This is a genomic window from Geothermobacter ehrlichii, assembly GCF_008124615.1.
In the GTDB taxonomy this organism is placed as follows: Bacteria; Desulfobacterota; Desulfuromonadia; order Desulfuromonadales; family Geothermobacteraceae; genus Geothermobacter; species Geothermobacter ehrlichii.
Window position 1 is genome coordinate 1 of sequence record NZ_VNIB01000030.1, and the last position, 1,326, is coordinate 1,326.

Annotated in this window: 1 protein-coding gene; it reads left to right on the top strand. The window is 59.0% G+C overall.

Annotation, left to right across the window (positions count from 1 at the left end; genetic code table 11):
- Nucleotides 1-84: 84 nt before the first annotated feature.
- On the top strand, nucleotides 85-1,320 hold the full coding sequence (locus tag EDC39_RS15190) for an ISL3 family transposase (protein WP_187426833.1): 1,236 nt from the start codon (nucleotides 85-87) through the stop codon (nucleotides 1,318-1,320).
- The last annotated feature ends 6 nt before the right edge of the window (nucleotides 1,321-1,326 follow it).

The following is a 1,326-nucleotide window of genomic DNA, read 5'->3' on the forward strand; positions in this document are numbered from 1 at the left end:
GGTTCTTCGTCGATTTCCGTGGAGTTGTAGCGAACCATAGATGGTTGTATGTTTCCTCCGCATGTAGATGAATCGGAGGAGACGATGTTCGATCGCAAGATGTTGACGAAGCTGGGAGGCTGGACGGGTTACCGGGTAGTAGATGTGGACTACCGCCCTGGCGAGGGTTGGGGCGGACGCGGCAAGGTCATCATTCGGTTGGAGCCAACCCGCAAGCGGATGCGTTGTAACCGCTGTGGGTCAACGAGCACCCAGGTCCACGACACAGCGATTCGACGGATCCGGGACTTGCCCATGTTCGACTGGGACGTTGTGCTGATTGTCCCCCGGCGACGTCAATGGTGTGAGCGTTGCGGTGGCCCCCAGCTGGAGGACCTGGAGTGGGTGAGGCCCTACCGGCGGGTGACACGGCGACTGGAAGAGGCGGTGGGTCGACTGTGCCAAATGATGCCGCTCAAACAGGTAGCGGCGTTTTACGGGTTGGCTTGGCACACGGTAAAGGCTATCGACAAACAGATGCTGGAGCGGACAGTAGGTACGGTGGACCTCACCGGGGTCCGGTATCTAGGCATGGATGAGTTTGCCCTCCATAAGGGGCACCGCTATGCCACGGTGATCGTGGAGCCGCTGCGCCGGGAAGTCCTATGGGTAGGGGCGGGTCACAGTCGGGAGGCGGTGCGTCCCTTTTTTGCGGCCTTGAGCGAGCAGGTACGCCGAAACATCCGGGCGGTGGTGATGGACATGAACGCGGCCTATGACTTGGAAGTGCGTGCCTGGTGCCCGAATGCAGAAGTGGTCTACGACCTGTTCCATGTGGTAGCCAAGTATGGCCGGGAGGTTATGGACCGGGTACGGGTGGACGAGGCCAACCGGCTGCGTCAAGACAAACGAGCACGCCAGGTGGTCAAATCGTCGCGTTGGTTGCTGTTGCGCAATCGGGAGAACCTGAAGACTTCCGAACAACAGGTCCGTTTGGACGAGCTGCTCGCGGCCAACGAGTCCTTGATGACCGTCTATGTGCTCAAGGAAGATCTCAAAGAGCTATGGCGAACCCGCGAGGAGACGGAGGCCCGAAGTCGCTGGGAGGCCTGGTATCGGCGGGCGATGGAGAGCGGGATCGAGCCTTTGATGCGCTTTGCTCGGCGGCTCAAGCCATATCTGTCAGGCATCCTGGCTCATTGCCGACACCCTTTGCACACCAGTGTGCTGGAGGGGATCAATAACAGGATCAAGGTCATCAAGCGAATGGCTTATGGTTTCCGAGACGAGGCTTACTTCTTCCTTAAAATCCGCGCCGCGTTCCCCGGAAATCTACGATGAACCTTT